Below are 12,867 nucleotides of genomic sequence, written 5' to 3'. Positions count from 1 at the left end.
CCAACTTCACAGGAGTGCACTTGTTTATGTTTTTAATTATTAGAAACGGTAGAATTTCGTAGGTCAACCCTACCTGCTCGCAGCAACCGCAGGCTTTCTGTAAGGGTCTAGCTAGTACTTATCCGTCTGTTATATTATACAAAAATTATGATTTTTTGGCAAATAAACCTTTGAGTCGAGCCCCAATAGTTTGAATGAGAGTTGGTAGCTTGACGACTTTTTCATTGCCAAGGTGTTCCCTAGCAATTTTTAGAATCTTCCCAGAATCTTTAGAAGCAAAGAGGAATTTGCTCTTGTCTGTCAACACTTCAAAGTGACGGCTAATTTTCTTTCCTGATACATTCGCACCGATTTGAGTAATGCTAGTCCATGGGATTTGAATGTATTGCTCGACATTGACATCTGGGTAGAATTCAAGAGCCACATCTCCGATTAGAAATTTACCGACTTTCCCTCCGATAGCCATGTAGGAAACGCCTGTTGTATGCAATTCAACTGTTTTGTTTAGTGATTGTGCCATATCTATCTCGCTTTTTGATTGTAGTACTTTTATTATAGCATAAGAAAAGAGTTCAGCTTTGCTAAACTCTTACTCTTTTTTACATGATTCCGAAGAAGCTTGCAACAATACCAACTACAAAGAGTCCGATGATGATTGTGATTGGTGAAACTTTCTTCTTAAGCAACCACATACATGCAAAAGTAAGGAGAAGTCCCATCAAACCTGGAATCAATGAATCCAATTGTTTTTGGAGGGTATCAACTTGAATCTTATCGAAGCTAAGTTTGTCATTAACTTGGCCGAGGATAGTCTTAAGTTGGTCACCGCTAACATTGCCTTTAGGCCATTCGATATAGGCACCTTTAGACAAAACTTTACCTGGAAGGTTTACAGTGAAGACGATAGATACCCAACGTTCAACAAGGACAGCCAAGATGAACATACCAAGGATTGATGCCCCTTTAGTAATATCTTTCAAGATACCACCAGACATGTCTTTAGTGATTTCTGAACCTGCTTTGTAACCAAGTTCTTGAGTGTACCACAAGAAGGCCATACGGATAAGGTTCCAACCGATGAAGAAGATAAGTGGACCAGCGATGTTACCAGCTTGTGCCAATGATGCACCAAGGGCACCAAGGATAGGACGAACTGTGAACCAGAAAACAGGGTCACCGATACCGGCAAGAGGTCCCATCATACCGATTTTAACCCCTTGGATAGCAGCATCTTCGATGTCAGTACCGTTAGCTTTTTCTTCTTCAAGAGCCAAGGTAACACCCATGATAGGAGCAGCTACGTAAGGGTGGGTATTGAAGAATTCCAAGTGACGTTTAAGAGCTGCGGCTTGGTCTTCTTTGTTAGTATAGAGTTTTTTAATAGCAGGAATGAGTGAGTAAGCCCAACCCAAGTTTTGCATACGTTCATAGTTCCATGAACCTTGCAAGAATTGTGAGCGCCACCAAACCTTTTTACGATCCGCTTGAGATAATTGAATTTTTTCAGCCATGAGAGCACCCCTTCCTAGTAGTCTTCCAAGATATCGCCGATTGGGTCGCCAGAACCAGATGAAGTTCCGCCACCATTTCCGCCACCTTGTTTAGAAAGGTTGAGGTAGATGAAGGCAATAGCGACACCGATAGCACCAAGAGCGATAAGTGTCAATTGGCTAATAGCAGCAAAAGCAAAACCGATGGCGAAGAATGGCCAAACTTCACGAGTTGCCATCATGTTGATAACCATGGCGTAACCAACGGCTACGACCATACCACCACCGACAACCATACCGTGGTTGAGCCAGTCAGGCATCAATCCAAGGGCATGTTGAACAGATTCTGCTGGGATAGCAAGAAGAAGGGCGGCTGGCACAGCGATACGCAAACCTTGAAGAAGGAGGGCGAGGTAGTGTGCACGTTCAACACCAGCAATGTTTCCACTTTCTGCAGCTTTATCTGCGGCATGAACAAGGGCAACAGAGGCTGTACGAACAAGCATAGTTAGGAAGAGACCGGCAACCGCAAGTGGGATAGCTGTTGCAGTCGCAACACCGATACCTTCAGTTGTGAAGTTACCACCTTTAACCAAAATAATGGCAGCAGCAACAGAGGCAAGGGCAGCGTCAGGAGCGACAGCGGCACCGATATTAGCCCAAGCAAGGGCGATCATTTGAAGAGAACCACCAAGCATGATACCTGCAGTGAGGTTACCTGTAGCAGCACCGATGAGGGTACATGCAACAAGTGGTTGGTGGAATTGGAATTGGTCAAGGATACCTTCAAGACCAGCAAGGAAGGCAACAACTACGACCAAAATTGCAGAAATAATTGACATATCTGACATGGTAATAATTCCTTTTCTATTGAGTTGTGATTAGCTGAGAGTATCAACTAATTTATCCGAATGAAGGTTATTGAACGTTAGCTTTTTTGATAAGGTCGAACAAGTCTTTCTTAGAATCATTTGGTACCTTACGGACGTCGAATTCAACGCCAAGGTCACGCAATTTTTCGAAGCAAGCGACATCGTCTTTGTCCATAGACAAAACGTTGTTAACCATTGTTTTACCAGTTGAGTGAGCCATAGAACCAACGTTAAGTTCTTTGATTGGCACGCCACCTTCGATAGCACGAAGTGCGTCTTGAACAGTTTCGAACAAGATAAGCGCGTGTGTGTTACCAAAGCGAGGGTCCTTAGAAGCATCAATCAATTTTTGAATTGGAACAACGTTTGCTTTAACCCCATTTGGTGCTGCTTGTTTGATCAATTCTTTACGAAGCTCATCTTTAGCAACGTCGTCTGAAGCAACAATGATACGGTCTGCTTTAGAAGCAGGTGTCCAGTTAGTTGCTACTTGACCATGCAAGAGACGTGTGTCCAAACGTGCCAAGTTAATCTTGAGTTTACCATCTCCGATAACTGTCCCTTCTGGGATAGCTCCTTGAGGTGCAGCAGCTTCTACAGGAGCTGCTGTTGTTTCCTCAGCTGGATTAAGCTCCTCTGGAAGTGCCTTGATACCACCCTTAGCTTCCTTGATGATATTAGCAGCAACTTGCTCTGCAGTAGCGTTAGCATCCATCATACGTTCAGTGTATGCTTGGATAAGCATTGGCAAGTTAAGTCCTGTGATGATAGCAATCTTGCGATCTGGATTTTCTCCAGCAATTCGACTGGCTTGGTTAAATGGTGAACCAGACCAAAGGTCAGCCAAAACAAGAATTTCATCATCAGCATCGAATTGTGCAATGGCGTCGTTGAAGTGAGCGTACAAGTCATCAGGACCTTCACTTGGCATGAAAGTTACGACTTGAACTTTCTCTTGGTCTCCAAAAATCATAGAGCCTGATTGGTGGATTCCTTCAGCGAACTTACCATGGCTGGCAATAATAATACCGATACCCATTCGTGTTCTCCTCCTTATAAATTATTTTTTCCTAGGCTTAAAAAGACTATCTCCGATTTTTATCAAGACGCTAAAAAAAGCGTCTCTCAATCTTTTTAAACATAAGAAATCAAGAACAATTATATTCTAAAACGCTTTCAAGAAAATGTCAATAGCTAGTGAGATAAAATTTCAAAAGAAGTCAAACTCTTTCAAAAATGAGCAAAATATTATAAAAAGATTGCCCAACCATTAGATTGGACAATCTTTTTATAATATTCGGAGATTATTTCTTCTTGACAATGAGTCGGAAAAGATTTTTAAAGCCTTGTTTGAGGACAGCGATAAAGCTAGGTGCTTTTCGTAAACTTTCTCGAGGAATTCTTTTTTGAATTTCTTTCAAAGTTATTCGGCTTTTTCGACTGGCAAAACGGAAACGTCCATTTTGCTTAGTACGGATTTCAAAGCGTGGGATGAATTTACCACCGAAGTAGACATCGGCAATCACATAAGTGATTTCATCCCAAGGAATTTGAACGTAATCTTGCAACTTCGTATCATTGTAAAATTCGAAGGCCTTATCTCCGACCATGATATTTCCGTAAATAGGTCCTTCACGAAACCAAGTTCCCTTAGTTGTGTGAGCCATTTCGGTATTGAGCGATTTAACCATACCTTGCTCCGATTAGAGTACACCAATAATGTGGAGCACAATAGCTAGAACAAAGATACCTAAGATGATAACAATTGGAGAAACTTTTCTCTTAAGAAGGTACATACAGAGGAAAGTCAAACCAAGGGCGGCAAGACCAGGAATCAATTGGTCCAAGTTATCTTGCAAGGTTGTCACCTTGTTGGCTTCGAGTGATTTACCAGCAGCTTGTTCTAGGAAGGCTGCTTTAACACCGGCAATACCTTTTGGAAGTTTATCCCAATCGATATAAGCGCCTTCTTGTTGTTTAACAACAGAGACAACTGGTGTGAAGGTAATGCTAACCCAACGTTGGATAAGAGAACCGATAACGAACATCCCCATCATTGATGCGCCACGAGTTACTTGTTGAAGAAGGTTACCTGACAAGTCGTCTGTAATCGCAGTACCAGCACGGTAACCGAATTCTTGAGTATACCATTTAACAGCGGCAACCATAACGTTCCAGAGAACGAAGAAGACGATTGGGCCTAGGACGTTACCTGAAACAGCCAAACCTGCTCCTAGTGAAAGGAAGATTGGACGAAGGGTGAACCAGAAGAGAGGGTCACCGGCACCTGCAAGAGGTCCCATCATACCGACCTTAACCCCTGAGATAGCGGCATCATCAATCTCAGCACCGTTGGCACGTTCTTCTTCCAAGGCAAGGGTAACCCCAAAGATTGGGTTGGCCATGAAAGGTTGTGTATTAAAGAATTCCAAGTGACGCTTAAGCGCAGCAGCACGGTCTTCTTTAGTTTGATAAAGTTTTTTGATTGCAGGAATAAGGGTGTAAGCCACACCACCATTTTGCATACGTTCATAGTTGAATGAAGCTAAAAGGAAGTATGAGCGCAAGAAAGCTTTGAAACGATCTGCTTTTGTTAATTTAATTTTTGAATCAGCCATTTTCTTTCCTCCTAATTAAAAGTCTTCCAGAATTTCACCGAGGGGATCACCTGATCCTCCATCATTTGAAGAACCATTTGAACCACTAGCTTCAAGTGCAAGGTACATAACGGCAAGACAGAGGCCGATGATACCCAAGCTAATCAAGGTCAACTCTTTAAGGGCAGCCAAAGCAAAACCAAGGAAGAAGAATGGCCAAACTTCACGACTAGACATCATGTTGATAACCATGGCATAACCAACGGCTACAACCATACCACCACCGATTGTCATACCTGATTTTAACCATTCAGGCATAGCTTCAAGACCAGATTGTACGAGGTGTGCAGGAATCAAGAGCAAGAGGAGGGCAGGGATAGCAACACGGAGACCTTGAAGGGCCATACCGATAAAGTGCCATCTTTCAACACCAGCGATATCAGCAGCTTCTGCACGGCTATCCATAATATGAGCGATGAAAACAGTTGCTGTACGGACAACCATTGTCAAGGCAAGACCGGCAACAGCCAAAGGCACCGCAAGGGCGATGGCAGGACCAATTCCTTTAGTTCCTTGACCACCCAAGATAAGGATAATTGTAGAAGCAACAGCGGCAAGTGAGGCATCTGGTGCCATGGCAGCACCAACGTTAGCCCATCCCATAGTAATCAACTGTAAGCTACCACCCAACATTACGCCGAGTTCGAGATGACCAGTAACAAGACCGATAAGGGAACAAGCCACAACTGGCTGGTATGTTTCGATTTGGTCGTTAACTGAGCTACAACCGATGATGAAAGCAACAATTACGACTAAAATAATTTGTACTAAACTCATTTATGCATCCTCCAAAATTATTTCTTCTCTGCTAATTTAGTTTCAGCTGACTTAATCAAGGCATCAACGTTTGCTGGGCTATCACTTGGTACCCCACGAACGTCAAATTTGACACCCAATGATTGCAACTCTTTGATAGCATCCACATCTGTTTGGTCAAATGAAAGAGCTTTAGTAACGTTGACTTTTCCTTCTTTATAAGCTGAAGAACCAAGGTTGATTTCTTTAACATCAACACCTGCTTTAACAGCAGCAAGAGCATCTTCAACAGATTCAAAGAGAAGCATAGCACGTGTATCTCCAAAACGTGGGTCATTGTTTGCTTTAACCATGTTTTTAATTGGGATAACGTGAACTTGAACACCAGATGGAGCGGCTTGTTTAATCATGTTTGTACGAAGTTTATCATGACAAACAGTGTCTGAAACAACGATGATACGGTCTGGGTGAGTTGAGTGAGTCCAACCAGTCGCAACCTGACCGTGGAGGAGACGTGTGTCAACACGAGCCAAAACGTATTTGATTTTTCCATCACCAAGTACTGTTCCTTCAGGAATGGTACCTTTAGGAACAGAAGGCTTAGCGTCGGCTGGTTTAGTGTCTTCTTTAGGAATAAGGCCTTCTGGAAGGACTTTAACGCCTTCTTTTGTTTCCTTATAAATGTTAGCGACAATCTCTTCAACCCCAGCATCAGGAGCTACCATACGTTCCGTATATGCTTGGATAAGCATTGGCAAGTTGAGTCCTGTCACGATAACCATCTTGCGATCAGGATTTTCTTCCTTGATACGGCTTGCCTGGTTAAATGGTGACCCAGACCAAAGGTCTGCAAGGACAAGAATTTCGTCGTCAGCGTCAAATTGAGCGATGGCATCTTTGAAGTGAGCGTACAAGTCGTCAGGACCTTCATTTGGCATGAAAGTAACCACTTGAACTTTCTCTTGTTCACCAAAAATCATAGAACCTGATTGGTGAATACCTTCAGCGAATTTACCATGGCTAGCAATAATAATACCGATACCCATTAGTGTTCTTCCTCCTTTTATATATTGCTTCTTAGGAATAGAAAAATGATTATTGGTATTATCATTCATGACATGAAAATGACAACAATATTTTTTTAGTCCCTCGAAAATTAGAACAATCTAATTGTAAAACGTTATCATAGATTTGTCAATGCTTTTCGTAACAAAAGTGTCATAAAATTGAAAAAAATATCAAATTATCGCAAATATACTTTCTTTTCAGACAAAAAGAGTTAGATATAGTTTGAAGCTATATCTAACTAGAAGAAATGGGATTAAGAAAAAATGAGATAAATGCTTGTAATAGCTATTAATGGCTGCTATAATTTCTTCAATTAGCTATTTAAGGTTAAATCTATAAGAAAAGAGGACCTCCTTATGTCAGATTTACTAAGTATTTATAATGAATTGCAATCTAAGAAATGGGTTGACTTGACCCACAAAATTAATGCAGAAAGTCCACACTTTCCAGCTCTCCCAGCTTTGAAACAAGAAGACCTTTTCACATTAAAAGATGGTTTCCATGTTCAAAAATTTACAGTAGTTGGTCAATACGGAACGCATATTGATGCACCGATTCACTTTGTAGAAGGTGGTCGTTGGTTGGATGAGATTGCTCTCAAAGATCTTCTTTTACCACTCTATGTTATCGACAAGTCTAAAGAAGTTGCTGCGAATCCAAACTTTATCTTGAGCAAACAAGATATCTTAGACTTTGAAGCAGAACATGGACAAATTACTGAAGGGGCCTTTGTCGCTTTTCGTAGTGATTGGTCGAAGCGTTGGCCAGATCAAGATGCTATGCGCAACCTTGATGAAAATGGGGTTCAACAAAGTCCAGGGTGGAGCCGTGAAGCTCTAGAATTCTTGATTCATGAACGCCATGTTAAGGCTGTGGGTCATGAGACTTTTGATACAGATGCTGGTATTCCAGCAGCAGAACATGGCTTGGTTAACGAATACTACCTCTTGGAACAAAACATTTATCAGGTAGAAGTCTTGAATCAATTGGATCAAGTTCCAGCTGTTGGTGCTTTGATTTCGATTGCATTTCCTCACTGGGACAAGGCGACAGGTTCCCCAGTGCGTGCAGTGGCTATTTTACCTTATTTATAAAAAGAGTTCCTGGAGTTTGCGAGCAACGCCATCCTCTTCATTAGTCCACTCAATTTGTTCGTTAGCGTGGGGGAGAAGAACAGAGCTAGCATTTTTCATGGCATAACCAGTTTTAGCAAGTTCCAACATCTCTGTGTCGTTGTGTTCGTCCCCAAAAGCAATCAGATCATCCGTTGATTTGCGCATGGCCTTAAGTAAGTAGTTTAGGGCGTAGGCCTTGTTTATGCCTTTAGGCGAAAATTCCAAGATATTAAGCGGGCCACCCCAAGAATCAACTTCAATTTCTTCCTTGAAGTCCTTCTTGATGTCATCGGCAAGTTGGTACTTATCCTCATGACGAGTTTGCATAAGGAGAGCGTTAGGGTTGCGCGTGATTTTAGTTGGTTCTAAACGCATAGCCTCAATAATTTTATCAACACCAAAGAGTTGTGGTTGAATACGCTCCGGGTGATTCATAGTGATATAGAAGTGTTTTCGATATTCACTAGCCAGAAAATCCATCTCTAATTCATCATGGCGTTGTAAGAGGCTAATCAGATATTTCTTATCTAATTTAACCGAATGCTCATAAGCCCAGTCTTGGTCTGGAAGATTGGTCAAAGAGCCGTTAAAGGTGATGAGGGGTGTTTCTAACCCTAGTGTTTTGTAATGGTCAATAGCCATACGATAAGGACGACCTGTAGCAATAACGACTTGGTGTCCTTTGTTTTGTACGTCTTTAATCGTTTTTTGTGTAAATTCTGAAATAGTTCCATCTGGGCGCAAAAGCGTTCCATCAAGATCTAGTGCAATCAATTTTTTTGTCATGTTCCTATTATAGCAAAAATCTGTCCTTTGTTGGTGATTAAGAAAGAGCTTTCTAAGAACGTTCGGTTTTTCATAAGAAAAGTCTCAGGAAATAAACCTTGCACCGTCAAATAATTTCATGTAGAATAGTAATGTTGCATTCTACGTGAGAATGTTCCGAAATTATTCGGATTTTGACAATATTTTTTATTAAGGAGTCTAAACTTTCATGGAAAAGTTTTTCAAATTGAAAGAACATGGTACTGACGTCCGTACAGAAGTGACTGCCGGATTGACAACTTTCTTTGCCATGTCTTACATCCTCTTTGTTAACCCAGCGATGTTGGCCCAAACAGGAATGCCTGCACAAGGTGTTTTCTTAGCAACAATTATTGGTGCGGTTGCAGGGACATTGATGATGGCTTTTTATGCTAACCTACCATACGCTCAAGCGCCTGGTATGGGGCTTAATGCCTTCTTCACCTACACAGTGGTCTTTTCTTTGGGTTACACTTGGCAAGAGGCCTTAGCAATGGTCTTTCTATGTGGTGTTATTTCATTGATTATCACAGTAACTAAAGTGCGTAAGATGATTATTGAGTCTATTCCAACAGCCCTCAAATCTGCTATTTCAGCAGGTATCGGTGTTTTCCTTGCCTATGTTGGGATTAAAAATGCTGGTTTTTTGAAATTCTCAATTAATCCACACACCTACACTGTAGCAGGTAAAGGTGCTGATATGGCCAAGGCTTCAATTACAGCTTCATCGTCAGCTACACCAGGTTTGGTTGCTTTCAATAACCCAACTGTAATTGTAGGTTTGATTGGTCTTGTGATTGCGATTTTCTTTATTGTTAAAGGTATTCGTGGTGGTGTTCTTCTTTCAATCCTTGTAACGACTATCATTGCTATTTTTGCTGGTGTTGTTGATCTTGGAAGCATTGACTGGCACGCAGCTAGCTTGACATCATCTATTAAAGACCTTGGTCAGGTCTTTGGTGCAGCGCTTGGATCTAAGGGATTGGGATCACTCTTTGCAGACGTTTCTCGTTTGCCTGGTGTCTTTATGGCTATCCTTGCCTTCTCATTGACTGATATCTTCGATACTATCGGTACCTTGATTGGTACTGGTGAGAAGGTTGGTATCATTGCTTCAACAGGTGATAACAACGAATCAAAAGCTCTTGACCGTGCTCTTTACTCTGACCTTGTTGGTACAAGTATTGGTGCCATTGCAGGGACTTCAAATGTTACAACTTACGTTGAATCTGCAGCAGGTATTGGTGCTGGTGGACGTACTGGTTTGACAGCTCTTGTGGTTGCTGTACTCTTTGCCATCTCTAGTTTCTTTAGTCCAGTGGTATCAATCGTTCCTAATGCTGCCACAGCGCCTATCCTTATTATTGTAGGTGTTATGATGCTCTCTAACCTTAAGAGTGTCGATTGGGAAGACTTGTCTGAAGCTATTCCTGCCTTCTTCACTTCTATTTTCATGGGATTCTCATATAGTATTACCTATGGTATCGCAGCTGGTTTCCTTACTTATACTTTGGTCAAAATCGTCAAAGGTCAAGCTAAGGATGTCCACTTTATTATGTGGATTTTGGATATCTTGTTTATCCTTAACTTCATCAGTATGGCTGTGTTCTAAAGCTTGAAAGTTAAAAGTCTGTATATTTGTCAGGCTTTTTCTTTTGCGATTTTATCTGGGGAATGTGAGAGAGTTTTTTTGATTAACTTTCAAATCTATAGTAAGTTTTACAAAACGATTTCTAATCTATGAGTGATTGATGTGGTTAAAATAAATTGAAGATTAAAATACATATCTTAACTTCTTACTTAAATGATTCAATATTTATAAGTTTCTACTGTATTTTTACAGTGGATTCTAGTCCATATTTTTATTTTTTGATATAATGAAAACATGATTTACAGTCAAAATGAAGAAGAATTGATTAGTATCGGCCAAAAGCTAGGTCGACTGCTCGATTCTGGAGATATAATTGTTCTCTCAGGGGATCTGGGAGCTGGCAAAACGACCTTGACTAAGGGAATTGCCAAAGGTTTGGATATTTCACAGATGATAAAGAGTCCAACCTATACTATTGTAAGGGAGTATGAGGGGCGACTGCCACTCTATCATTTAGATGTCTACCGCATTGGTGATGATCCAGATTCTATTGATTTAGATGATTTTCTGTATGGTGAAGGTGTGACAATCATCGAGTGGGGTGAGCTCCTAGATGAGAGTCTGTTAGGGGATTATCTCCTAATTTCGATATCTCATCATGGAGATGGACGTCAGTTGCTTTTTGAATCTTTCGGTCCTAGAAGTAAGGAGATTCAGGAGGAAATGATAAATGGCTGAGCAAGAATTAGTCATTGAGGAAGCTCAAAGAGAGGATGCTGCCTCTCTAGCTCGTTTACTAGAGACTGTAGCCTTGGAATCGGATTTTCTAGCACAAGATGATAGAAGTTCTATACTGAGTGCTGAACAGTTAGCCACTTATATTGAAAGTCATCAGCATAGGCTTAATGAGATTTGTTTGGTGGCGAAATTGGGTCATGAGGTCATTGGTGTTTGTAATGTTACCTCTGATCAAGATACTAAGACCAGTCATATTGGCGACGTATTTATTGCGGTTTCTAAACCCTACTGGGGGAATGGTGTTGGCCAGTTTCTTATGGAAACAATGATTGACTGGGCAGATCATACACCAACTATCCGCCGCTTAGAGTTGACGGTTCAAGCACGTAATAAACGGGCGGTTCATCTCTATCAAAAATTCGGATTTGACATTGAAGGCACTAAGAAACGTGGTGCAAGAACTAAAAATGGAGAATTTCTAGATGTTTACCTTATGGCTAAACTCATAGATTAGGAAAAAACATGAAACTTGGACGAAAAATTTTATTGATGTTGTTGGCGATTTTTGCAACGACAGTAGTAGCTGCTGGTATTTACCTAACGACAACTTATAATTACGCCACAGGCGAATTGTCAAAAACGTTTAGGGCTTCTAAAGCAACTTCAGGGAATAGTAAGGCTATTCAACAGACTAAGCCTATAACTATTCTCTTGATGGGGGTAGATACAGGATCCAAAGAACGTAAGGAAACCTGGGAAGGAAACTCTGATACCATGATTTTGGTAACAGTGAACCCTAAGACTAAGAAAACAACCATGACCAGTTTGGAACGTGACCTTTTGACAGATATTGAGGGGTCGGGTGAAGCAAAACTAAATTCAGCATATGCTGAGGGTGGTGCTGACTTGGCTATTTCAACCATTCAAAAGGTTTTAGATATTGATATTGACTATTATGCACTGATTAATATGCAGGGTATGATTGATTTGGTAGATGCTGTTGGTGGTATTGAGGTAACGAATCATTTTGATTTTCCAATTTCGATTGCAGAAAATGAACCTGAATTTCAGGCAAAAGTTGAGCCCGGAACCCATAAAATCAATGGTGAGCAAGCTTTAGTCTATTCACGTATGCGTTACGATGACCCTGATGGTGACTATGGTCGTCAAAAACGTCAACGTGAGGTTATTCAAAAGGTTGTAGCTAAGCTATTGAAGATGGACTCTATTGGTTCTTACAAGAAAATTTTGTCGGCTGTAAGTTCAAATGTTCAAACCAGTATCGATCTTGGTGATACCAATACTTTGCGTAGCTTGATGGGTTATAGTGATGCCCTTAAAAATATTAAGTCCTACCAATTGGCTGGTTCGGATGCCATGATCAATGGTGGAAGTTATCAAGTAGCTTCAACTGAGGATATTCTTAAGGTACAAAACCGTATTAAGAAGGAAGTCGGTAAGAAGAAAGTTTCTGAATCTAATCTTAAGACTAGTTTGGTTCTCTATGGTTCTGGTAGCTCTAACTATGGCTCAGATGATTTCGTTAATTCTAAAGGAAGTGCGGCTTCGAGTGAAGCTTCTTCAAATTATGAGGCTGGGACATCTGAGGCAGCTGGTGGTGGATCGGTAAGTACCTACAATGGAGGTACTACCTATAGCAATAACTATAGTGAAAACACAGGTAATTATGTTCAGGAACAAGGTACGACAACCCCTACATACAATAATAATGGATCGGGTGTAACTACTTATAGCACTGTTCCAGCGACGCAATAA

General features: G+C 41.0%; 14 protein-coding genes. 5 read left to right on the top strand and 9 right to left on the bottom strand.

Annotated features, from left to right (window positions below; all coding sequences use genetic code 11):
- Nucleotides 1-145: 145 nt before the first annotated feature.
- From O3670_RS07135 to O3670_RS07100, 8 genes are all read right to left on the bottom strand, one after another.
- Complete coding sequence (locus O3670_RS07135; RefSeq protein WP_021145043.1) at nt 146-520, bottom strand: DUF956 family protein; 375 nt, start codon at nt 518-520, stop codon at nt 146-148.
- 79 nt (nt 521-599) lie between these two features.
- Entirely contained in the window at nt 600-1,511 is a 912-nt protein-coding gene (locus O3670_RS07130) for a PTS system mannose/fructose/sorbose family transporter subunit IID (RefSeq protein ID WP_002883717.1), read from the bottom strand.
- 14 nt (nt 1,512-1,525) lie between these two features.
- Nucleotides 1,526-2,341, bottom strand: a complete 816-nt coding sequence (locus tag O3670_RS07125; protein ID WP_002883747.1) for a PTS mannose/fructose/sorbose transporter subunit IIC — start codon at nt 2,339-2,341, stop codon at nt 1,526-1,528.
- Nucleotides 2,342-2,408: 67 nt separating this feature from the next.
- Entirely contained in the window at nt 2,409-3,401 is a 993-nt protein-coding gene (locus O3670_RS07120) for a PTS sugar transporter subunit IIB (RefSeq protein ID WP_002883770.1), read from the bottom strand.
- A 265-nt stretch (nt 3,402-3,666) separates the two neighbouring features.
- A complete protein-coding gene (locus O3670_RS07115) occupies nt 3,667-4,053 on the bottom strand; it encodes a DUF956 family protein (protein WP_013990069.1) in 387 nt (128 codons plus the stop codon).
- Between the two features lie 12 nt (nt 4,054-4,065).
- The gene (locus tag O3670_RS07110) at nt 4,066-4,980 is read right to left on the bottom strand and encodes a PTS system mannose/fructose/sorbose family transporter subunit IID (protein ID WP_021143566.1); all 915 of its coding nucleotides are present in this window, start codon (nt 4,978-4,980) and stop codon (nt 4,066-4,068) included.
- A 15-nt stretch (nt 4,981-4,995) separates the two neighbouring features.
- The gene (locus O3670_RS07105) at nt 4,996-5,796 is read right to left on the bottom strand and encodes a PTS mannose/fructose/sorbose transporter subunit IIC (protein WP_002886606.1); all 801 of its coding nucleotides are present in this window, start codon (nt 5,794-5,796) and stop codon (nt 4,996-4,998) included.
- A gap of 17 nt (nt 5,797-5,813) precedes the next feature.
- Nucleotides 5,814-6,821: a PTS sugar transporter subunit IIB gene (locus tag O3670_RS07100; protein ID WP_021143568.1), complete on the bottom strand. Its 1,008-nt coding sequence runs from the start codon at nt 6,819-6,821 to the stop codon at nt 5,814-5,816.
- A 378-nt stretch (nt 6,822-7,199) separates the two neighbouring features.
- Here O3670_RS07100 and O3670_RS07095 point away from each other — a divergent pair, with 378 nt between their 5' ends.
- The gene (locus O3670_RS07095) at nt 7,200-7,937 is read left to right on the top strand and encodes a cyclase family protein (protein ID WP_021143569.1); all 738 of its coding nucleotides are present in this window, start codon (nt 7,200-7,202) and stop codon (nt 7,935-7,937) included.
- On the opposite strand, the gene O3670_RS07090 is transcribed toward O3670_RS07095, so the two are convergent.
- Nucleotides 7,932-8,744, bottom strand: coding sequence for a Cof-type HAD-IIB family hydrolase (locus tag O3670_RS07090; protein WP_014633589.1), 813 nt, complete (start codon nt 8,742-8,744; stop codon nt 7,932-7,934). The two genes, O3670_RS07095 and O3670_RS07090, sit on opposite strands and share 6 nt — an antisense overlap.
- A gap of 208 nt (nt 8,745-8,952) precedes the next feature.
- On the opposite strand from O3670_RS07090, the gene O3670_RS07085 reads away from it, so the two are divergent.
- The 4 genes from O3670_RS07085 (at nt 8,953) to lytR (ending at nt 12,867) form a co-directional block, all read left to right on the top strand.
- A complete protein-coding gene (locus tag O3670_RS07085; RefSeq protein WP_014633906.1) occupies nt 8,953-10,374 on the top strand; it encodes an NCS2 family permease in 1,422 nt (473 codons plus the stop codon).
- A 273-nt stretch (nt 10,375-10,647) separates the two neighbouring features.
- Complete coding sequence (gene tsaE, locus O3670_RS07080) at nt 10,648-11,091, top strand: tRNA (adenosine(37)-N6)-threonylcarbamoyltransferase complex ATPase subunit type 1 TsaE (RefSeq protein WP_002889989.1); 444 nt, start codon at nt 10,648-10,650, stop codon at nt 11,089-11,091.
- Nucleotides 11,084-11,605 carry a GNAT family N-acetyltransferase gene (locus tag O3670_RS07075; RefSeq protein WP_021143570.1) on the top strand — a complete coding sequence of 174 codons (522 nt, stop codon included), beginning with the start codon at nt 11,084-11,086 and terminating at the stop codon, nt 11,603-11,605. Before tsaE ends, O3670_RS07075 begins: the two co-directional genes overlap by 8 nt.
- A gap of 8 nt (nt 11,606-11,613) precedes the next feature.
- Nucleotides 11,614-12,867, top strand: coding sequence for a glycopolymer--peptidoglycan transferase LytR (gene lytR, locus O3670_RS07070; RefSeq protein ID WP_014633909.1), 1,254 nt, complete (start codon nt 11,614-11,616; stop codon nt 12,865-12,867).

This window comes from Streptococcus sp. 27098_8_74, assembly GCF_041431705.1.
Taxonomy (GTDB): domain Bacteria; phylum Bacillota; class Bacilli; order Lactobacillales; family Streptococcaceae; genus Streptococcus; species Streptococcus salivarius_E.
The sequence above is the reverse complement of the archived record's forward strand: the minus strand, read 5'-3'. Positions and strand labels throughout refer to the sequence as shown.

What these genes read in the sequence shown, in the direction of transcription:
- tsaE (WP_002889989.1), top strand. Translation starts at nt 10,648, where the DNA reads ATGATTTACAGTCAAAATGAAGAAGAATTGATTAGTATCGGCCAAAAG.
- O3670_RS07095 (WP_021143569.1), top strand. Translation starts at nt 7,200, where the DNA reads ATGTCAGATTTACTAAGTATTTATAATGAATTGCAATCTAAGAAATGG.
- O3670_RS07105 (WP_002886606.1), bottom strand. Translation starts at nt 5,796, where the DNA reads ATGAGTTTAGTACAAATTATTTTAGTCGTAATTGTTGCTTTCATCATC.
- O3670_RS07120 (WP_002883770.1), bottom strand. Translation starts at nt 3,401, where the DNA reads ATGGGTATCGGTATTATTATTGCCAGCCATGGTAAGTTCGCTGAAGGA.
- lytR (WP_014633909.1), top strand. Translation starts at nt 11,614, where the DNA reads ATGAAACTTGGACGAAAAATTTTATTGATGTTGTTGGCGATTTTTGCA.
- O3670_RS07110 (WP_021143566.1), bottom strand. Translation starts at nt 4,980, where the DNA reads ATGGCTGATTCAAAAATTAAATTAACAAAAGCAGATCGTTTCAAAGCT.
- O3670_RS07100 (WP_021143568.1), bottom strand. Translation starts at nt 6,821, where the DNA reads ATGGGTATCGGTATTATTATTGCTAGCCATGGTAAATTCGCTGAAGGT.
- O3670_RS07125 (WP_002883747.1), bottom strand. Translation starts at nt 2,341, where the DNA reads ATGTCAGATATGTCAATTATTTCTGCAATTTTGGTCGTAGTTGTTGCC.
- O3670_RS07115 (WP_013990069.1), bottom strand. Translation starts at nt 4,053, where the DNA reads ATGGTTAAATCGCTCAATACCGAAATGGCTCACACAACTAAGGGAACT.
- O3670_RS07130 (WP_002883717.1), bottom strand. Translation starts at nt 1,511, where the DNA reads ATGGCTGAAAAAATTCAATTATCTCAAGCGGATCGTAAAAAGGTTTGG.
- O3670_RS07075 (WP_021143570.1), top strand. Translation starts at nt 11,084, where the DNA reads ATGGCTGAGCAAGAATTAGTCATTGAGGAAGCTCAAAGAGAGGATGCT.
- O3670_RS07090 (WP_014633589.1), bottom strand. Translation starts at nt 8,744, where the DNA reads ATGACAAAAAAATTGATTGCACTAGATCTTGATGGAACGCTTTTGCGC.
- O3670_RS07085 (WP_014633906.1), top strand. Translation starts at nt 8,953, where the DNA reads ATGGAAAAGTTTTTCAAATTGAAAGAACATGGTACTGACGTCCGTACA.
- O3670_RS07135 (WP_021145043.1), bottom strand. Translation starts at nt 520, where the DNA reads ATGGCACAATCACTAAACAAAACAGTTGAATTGCATACAACAGGCGTT.